This window comes from uncultured Maritalea sp., assembly GCF_937139385.1.
Taxonomy (GTDB): Bacteria; Pseudomonadota; Alphaproteobacteria; order Rhizobiales; family Devosiaceae; genus Maritalea; species Maritalea porphyrae_A.
Genome location: NZ_CAKZPW010000231.1, coordinates 1 through 7,202, shown reverse-complemented (window position 1 = coordinate 7,202; position 7,202 = coordinate 1). Strand labels below are relative to the sequence as shown.

The 7,202-nt window shown below is 49.3% G+C and carries 7 protein-coding genes; 3 read left to right on the top strand and 4 right to left on the bottom strand.

Annotation, left to right across the window (positions count from 1 at the left end):
* The 3 genes from Q0231_RS09845 to Q0231_RS09835 all read left to right on the top strand — a co-directional run.
* The coding region (locus Q0231_RS09845; RefSeq protein WP_299347482.1) for a flagellar hook-basal body complex protein at positions 1–1,297 on the top strand (1,297 nt) is incomplete at its 5' end.
* Positions 1,298–1,361: 64 nt separating this feature from the next.
* Positions 1,362–3,209 (top strand): flagellar hook-associated protein FlgK, encoded by a 1,848-nt coding sequence (gene flgK, locus Q0231_RS09840; RefSeq protein WP_299347481.1) that lies wholly within the window; start codon positions 1,362–1,364, stop codon positions 3,207–3,209.
* A gap of 17 nt (positions 3,210–3,226) precedes the next feature.
* Positions 3,227–4,726, top strand: a complete 1,500-nt coding sequence (locus tag Q0231_RS09835) for a hypothetical protein (RefSeq protein WP_299347479.1) — start codon at positions 3,227–3,229, stop codon at positions 4,724–4,726.
* A gap of 57 nt (positions 4,727–4,783) precedes the next feature.
* On the opposite strand, the gene flaF is transcribed toward Q0231_RS09835, so the two are convergent.
* From flaF to Q0231_RS09815, 4 genes are all read right to left on the bottom strand, one after another.
* Entirely contained in the window at positions 4,784–5,167 is a 384-nt protein-coding gene (flaF, locus tag Q0231_RS09830; RefSeq protein ID WP_269393842.1) for a flagellar biosynthesis regulator FlaF, read from the bottom strand.
* Positions 5,106–5,543 carry a flagellar biosynthesis repressor FlbT gene (gene flbT / locus Q0231_RS09825; RefSeq protein ID WP_299347477.1) on the bottom strand — a complete coding sequence of 146 codons (438 nt, stop codon included), beginning with the start codon at positions 5,541–5,543 and terminating at the stop codon, positions 5,106–5,108. Before flbT ends, flaF begins: the two co-directional genes overlap by 62 nt.
* 21 nt (positions 5,544–5,564) lie before the next feature.
* Positions 5,565–6,677: a flagellin gene (locus Q0231_RS09820; RefSeq protein WP_269393844.1), complete on the bottom strand. Its 1,113-nt coding sequence runs from the start codon at positions 6,675–6,677 to the stop codon at positions 5,565–5,567.
* A gap of 191 nt (positions 6,678–6,868) precedes the next feature.
* The coding region (locus Q0231_RS09815) for a flagellin (RefSeq protein ID WP_299347474.1) at positions 6,869–7,202 on the bottom strand (334 nt) is incomplete at its 5' end.

The following is a 7,202-nucleotide window of genomic DNA, read 5'->3' as shown; positions in this document are numbered from 1 at the left end:
CAATATCGCGAACTCTCAAACAACTGGCTATAAACGGATTGAAACAGATTTTGTTGATTTGATCCCAGATGCCCCTTCCAAACGGCAAATTGCTGGTGCGGTGTTGGCGCAATCACGTGCGACGAACGACGTGCAGGGTGATATTACTGTAGCCGACCGCAACACATATATGGCGATCAATGGCGGTGGCTTTTTTGTTGTTGAAAAGAAAATCGGCACCAATGACGGCAATGCGGTCTTTGGTGGCACAGACTTTTTCACCCGCCGCGGCGACTTTGACGTGGATAAAGAGGGCTATTTGGTCAACGGATCAAGCGCCTACCTCAAAGGGCTCCCTATTGATAGTAAAACGGGCAACGTTGCTGGTTCTGTGCCAGAGGTTATTAAGCTGGACAACTCATTCCTTCCGTCTCAACGCACAGCGGTTTTCAATTATCAATTGAACTTGCCTCAGTTGCCGAAAAACGCCGGCTATGATCCGGTTAATACACATTCCGAATTGCTCGATTCTGGCGACTATACAGTAGATCCGATCGCTACTGGCAACGTAAATGCTGACGAAAACGCAAAGTTCTTGGCTGACTCAATCGCTGGCGGTGCGATCACCGTATATGCGGAAAATGGCGCACCAGCGAACGTACAGCTGCGGTGGGCAAAAACCGCCAGCTATGCCCAAGGGGGGGCTGCGAAAGACACTTGGAACATGTTCTATCAGTTTGACGGGGATGCCACTGGTGCGAACCCTCAGTGGAAAAAGGTGAGCCAGGATTATGTTTTTGGTACGAACGGCTCGCTAGATCCGGCTGTATCATCGGTGAGTCTAACTGGCTTGGTAATTGATGGGATCACCATTGGTGATGTGTCGCTTATTCATGGGTCCAATGGCGTGACGCAGTTTTCTGATGCGAATGGAACTGCGGAGGTCACAAAGCTTTCGCAAAATGGTTATCCCGCTGGTGAGTTTGTTTCAGTTGAAGTGAATAGTGAAGGGCGAATTGTTGCCAATTATTCCAACGGCAAAAAAGTTGAATTGGCGCAAGTTGTGACCGCTCAGTTCAACTCGGAAAACCAGCTGAGACGGCACGATGGGGGGATTTACTCCGCAACGTCGGAATCTGGCGATGCGATTTTGGATATTGATGGCAAAGTGACGGGCGCTGCTTTAGAGAGTTCCAACACCGATATTTCTGAAGAGTTCACGAAACTCATTGTGACGCAGCAAGCATATGCAGCGGGCACAAGGATTGTGTCGAGCGCTGATGAAATGCTGCAAGAAGCGCTCAATATGGTGAGATAGGTTTAGGCGCCTAGCTGCGCCTTTATCTCGTCTTTTATGACATCAGGTTTGTAACGGGATTATCATGGGATTAAGTGTAACACTTAGCAACGCACTCGCTGGAATGGACATGAACCAACGCGGTCTTACCGTGGTGTCCCGTAACGTTGCGAACGCGGGCACCCCGGGTTATCACCGCCAAAAACTTTCGCTTGTTGAAGATCTTGGCGTCAACAGCGTCAACGTTCGTGTTGCTAAGGTGCAGCGCGCCTATGTGCAAGCGCTTGAAACGCAAACACATCGTGAAACCGGCAAAATGGGCGCAATGGACGTCAAAGCAGGTTTCATGAACCAGATTGATCAGCTGCTGGGAAAGCCTGGCAGCATCAATTCGCTTGATACACAGCTGGCTAATCTAAAAGCCTCTTTGCAGTCGCTTACCACTAGCCCAGAGGACTTTGTGTCTCGATCCCAAGTTGTTGATCGGGCGCAGTCTATGGCGGAAACGTTGAATTTCTTGTCACGCTCGACCCAAACGATGCGGGTGGAGGCGGAGAGTCAAATCTCTGTGCATGTCTCTGAAGTCAATCAATATTTGTCATCTCTTGCAGACATAAATGCTGACTTGACGGACACAACAAGAGACGATGATACGCGCATAAGTGTGTTGGATGAACGGGATCGATTGATCAACAAAATCTCCGAGTTGGTTGACGTGAGTGTTGACTATCGTGGTGACGGCTCTGTTGCATTGCACACACGGTCTGGCATTGGTTTGTTGGATGGCAAGGCTTCGCAATTCCAGTTCCAGACCGCTGGAAATTTGGCAGCCACTGCGCTTTACGACGCTGATCCAGCAAAATCTGGGGTTGGCCAATTGACCATTGCGACCCCTTCTGGTCTTGCTATTGATGTTGTTGCGCATGGGGTTTTGCACACAGGCAGGATTTCTTCACTGTTGGACCAACGCGATAATAGCTTGGTGACCCTGCAAAACCAACTTGATGAGATTGCTGCTGGCTTGGCGCAGGCTATGTCTACCATTGATACAGCAGGTGCTGCCGTGGCCGCTGGCGGAGCGGATGGTTTTGAAGTGGACCTAGCCAACGTACAAGTTGGCAACAGTTTTACTGTGAAATATGTGGAAGGCGGGACCGCTAAAACAGTCAATGTTGTGCGGGTTGATGATGCGTCAAAACTGCCGATGGATTCTACGGCCGCAAATGGTGTCCGCACAATTGGACTGGATTTTAGCGGAGGAATTGGCGCTGTTGCAACATCGCTAAATGCAACACTTGGTGCCGCGATTACGGTCAGTAATCCTGCGGGGACTACAATTCGTTTCATGGACGATGGCGCGGGAAATACCACTGATATCAATAGTTTGAATGCGCACACAACAGTAACAGCCGATCAAGGTGCTGGGACAGCTTTGTCACTGTTCACTGATAATGGTGGAGGCAGCTTTACAAACTCGCTTGATGGTGTTCCGCAAAAACGTGGCTACGCCGGCCGAATTGCGGTGAACCAAGCGATTGTTGCTGATAACTCATTGCTGGTGAAGCATGAAACCACCACTTCAATTGGTGATGCGACGCGACCCAATTATCTTATCGATCAGTTGGCCAATTTGGAATTTACTGCATCTACGGCATCCGATCAGGCTACGGGGTTCTTCAAAGTCTCTGGTAATGTGGAGAATTTGGTCAAGCAAGCGTTGAACTTTCAAGGCAATGTAATCGCCTCAACTAAGCAAGCTTATGAAAGCCAGGGCGTGGTGATGGAAACGCTCGAAATGCGTGCCAAGGAAGCTTATGGCGTTGATATTGATGAGGAAATGGCAATGCTACTGCAGCTGCAAAACGCCTATGCGGCCAATGCGCGGGTGGTGAGCATCGCCAAAGAACTCGTTGAAACACTGATGCAAATTTAAGGGAAAGGGATAAGTCGATGATTATTAATAACTCAATGTTCCCAGCCCAATTTAACTATCGTTCGATTGCGGACATGCGCAGCGACTTGGATGTGCTGCAGCAACAATTGAGCACAGGACAGAAATCTCAAACATTGTCTGGACTTGGCGGCGACCGTGTTGTCGATATGACTTTGCGGTCTCGGCTGAGCGCATTGGATAGCTACAAGCAGAACGTTGACATGGTGAATATCCGTATCAATTTCATGTCTACGACTATGTCGCGGGTTGATGAAATTGAGGGCGCTGCGCGTGCATCAGCGCAGCAGGGTACCTATGAAATCAACGGCGTCAATATGACGGCCGCTCAGTATTTGGCTGAGACGCGGATGACCGAGCTCATTGATTTGATGAATAGTGAACTCAATGGAAGGCATTTGTTTGGCGGTAACGAAACCGAAAAGAACCCCGTTGAGCAGTTTGATGCGGTCATGAACGGCAAGGACGGTAAAGCGGGCTTTCGCACGGTAATGGCGCAACGAAAAATGGCGGACATGGGCGCGGCCAATATGGGGCGCCTAACCACTGGGATCGTTGGCACTGCTGTTTCTTTGAGTGAAGATGGTACCCATCCGTTTGGTTTTAAACTTGATAGTCTGAGCTCTGATGGAGCGGCTGCCACCTTGACCGGGCCGGCGGGAGCACCACCATCATTGAGCGTCGACTTTGCGGCGCAGCCGAACGATAATGAGCGGATTATTATTGGACTTGATATGCCAGATGGGCGCACAATTCAGGCGCAAATGAAAGCAGTGGCTGGGCCACCAACTTCGTCTAACGAATTCCAGATTGGCGGCACAACAGCGGCAACTGCGGCCAACTTTAAGGCTGCTTTGGACACAAAACTTGGTGAACTGACCAAAACTGATCTGGTGGCCGCGTCGGCCTTTGCAGCGTCGGACAATTTCTTCGCCGCGAACGGAGAGACGACACAACGTGTGGATGGTCCACCGTACGACACGGCAACCGGTTTGGTGGCGGCAACTGATACAGACACAGTGATCTGGTATACAGGGCAGAGCGCAACGAACCCGCGCCAGACGGTTGACGCACGGGTGGATGAAAACACACGGGTTTCTTATGGGGCGCAAGCAAATGAAGACGGTCCAACCCGTCTGATACGCTCTTTGGCAGTGTTTGCGGCAGAAGGTTTCTCACCCTCTGATCCGGATGCAAAGTTGAAATATCAATCACTTAACAATGCCGTGCGCGACCGTTTGTCCGAAAGTCATAACTCTGAAAAAGGCTCCATTGAAGTTATTCAAATGGAGTTGGGTTTGGCCAAAACAACAAATGGTCGTATTGCGGAACGACAAGTGCAGCAAAAATCGATGCTGGATAATATGTTGGTGAATATTGAAGAAGCGCCAATTGAAGAAGTCGCTATGCGCATTTTGTCACTTCAGACCCGTATGCAAGCGAGCTATCAAACCGCTTCAATCGTGAGCAAATTGTCTTTGGTCAATTACGTCCAATAAGCAAAAAGCGACGATCCGAGACCGTCGCTTTAAAATTCTCAAAGCTGCTTTTGGTTTTTATTCTGCGGCTTGTTGCATTTGGGTGCGCAAGCCAGCAGCTAACTCTTGATTGATGTTGATCATTACGGTTAGCTTCTCAGGTGCAGGATTTGCCAAAATCTGAATGGTCTGATTCATCACAAAAATTCCAAGATTGGCCACATTCTGCTTAATTGCAACGGGCAGCGGGTTTTCGTCTTTTGTGACGGAGGTGAGAAAAACTGTCCAAAGTTTGCGATTGTAGGTGAGGGCACCGTCCAATTCGCTTTTCTTATTGTCCCAATCGTCTTTGATACGCTGTAACTGTGCCGCCGATTTTGAAAGCAAACTCGCCTCTAACTCACGAGGACTCGCCGTCTTCTTGGCTGTCTGTTGATATGCTGCTGCCGCCTGTTGTTGCATGCCCTAACAATTCCCGTTCATACTCAATGAGTTTCTTGGCCTTTTTCAAAGCTTTATATAGTGAACCCGTTAATATCTCATTATTTACATCGTCCACCAACGCAACGGTTGAAGGCGCAGCGCGAACAAAATCATTCACCAGCGTGAAGTAATCTTCCTTCACCTTTTCGATGTCATCTTCCAAATACATCAGCTGGATGGCGAAATAGACACGTTTTGCTGGACTGTCGGCTGTTTCAAACGTCAGGATGTCTTTTTCGCGAAGAATTGGAGAGTGTCCAGACACATAAAAGCGGGTGCGCTGATCGGAGTTGGTGATCACGCAATCGCCGATAATCAGTTTTTCATTTGGCTTGAGTTCAACTTTGAGCGCCATAAACTGGTCCTTTGCCCCCTATTATTGGAAGAGACGCAATACGTTTTGATCGGCCTGCGACGCCATGGACAAAGCGGTCGAAGATAGTTGTTGGCGTGTTTGTAAAGCCAACATATTCGCACCTTCCTCGTTGCTGTCAGCAAGGGTGAGCATATCTGCGCCAATGGCCAATGTGTTTATCATTTGCTTTGTGAAATCTTTGCGATTTTCCACAACGGTTAGGTTGGTCCCAAAGGTAGAGGCTTGCCCGCGTAGAGTATTCAAAGCTTCTGTAATCGCAGACAAGGTGTTGTTGATCGACGTGTCCAGCTCAAAACTGCTTTGGGCATATCCTGTGCCGGTAACTGTCGTCATATCTGCTGTGGCGTTTGTGTCGTCCAGGCTAAAATTACCGCCGCCAACTGTAGAGATGGTCACCGTAGTGCCATCAGTTGTTGCCGTTACGTCCGGCAGGGCATCCAACGCCGAAACAATATCTGCAGCGGTTGTTGTTGCGCCATATTCGATGGTGTGTGTTTTTGAGCCGACTGTAAGCGTCAGTGTGTCGCCTGGCTCGCGGCCGGCAATAAGGTTTGCCTCAGTCACTGTGCCGGTAGATGCGGTGCCAACGGTAAGGTCGGGCAGGGCCAATAGGCCAGATGTATCAGTCAGGTCAACAGCAGCAATTGAGAGTTTGGACGTGCTGTCTTCGTTAAAAACAACCTGCAAGTCGTTGCCCGCACCGGCCAATAGGTTTTTGCCTGAATAGCCCGAGTCTTTTGCAATCGATTCTATTTGCGACAGCAATTCGTTGTATTCTGACGCGAATTTTTGGCGATCAGTAACAAGGTTGGATTGGTGTGCCTGATTGGCTTTTGCTTTTGCCGCTTCCACCAAATCGACGATGGTGGACATGCCTTGATCTGCCGCTTTGATGGTTTGAACAGCTTGTCCCATTGAATCGAGCAATGTCGATAAGTCATTGGATCTGTTGTTCAATCCTTGCGCAGTAAAGAATGAATTTGGGTTGTCGAGCGCTGAGTTTACTTTTTGTCCTGTAGCCAGACGGTTTTGAGTTCGCCCGAGCAAGTCCGCTGTGCTTTGAAGTGACAAAAGATTCTGTCTGACGGATTGGGAGAGGGTAATGTCGGCCATGTTAAACCATCCTGGCTAAAAGTTAACAATTCTTGCGCTTTGATTCTTAGCGACAATGAATTGTTAACCTTACCGAAAGGTTAACGCTAGTCTTGAGTGGGTTCCATTATGGGACAGCGGCGAGATTCATCTGTGCATAAAAAAACGGCTCGTTCCCACGAGCCGTTTTCTGACCGAGCCTAGCGAGACTACTATCCGAAGAGTCGTAGTACGTTTTGGTCTGCCTGAGATGCGAATGATAGTGATGTTGAGGAGAGTTGCTGGCGTGTTTGCAAAGCCAGCAAGTTCGCACCTTCCTCGTTGCTGTCTGCAAGGACCAGTTTGCCGGCGCCTTCTTCAAGCGTATTGATCAGACGTGTGGTGAAGTTCTGACGGTTTTCAACCACGGTCATGTTGGTACCAAAAGTCGACGCTTGGGAGCGAAGTGTGCCCAAAGCGGTCGTCATTTTGGCGAGTTCGGCGTTAATGTCCGCATCTGTGTCAAAGCCACCTTTGACATAGTTGGTGCTTGCTGTTGTCGCGAGG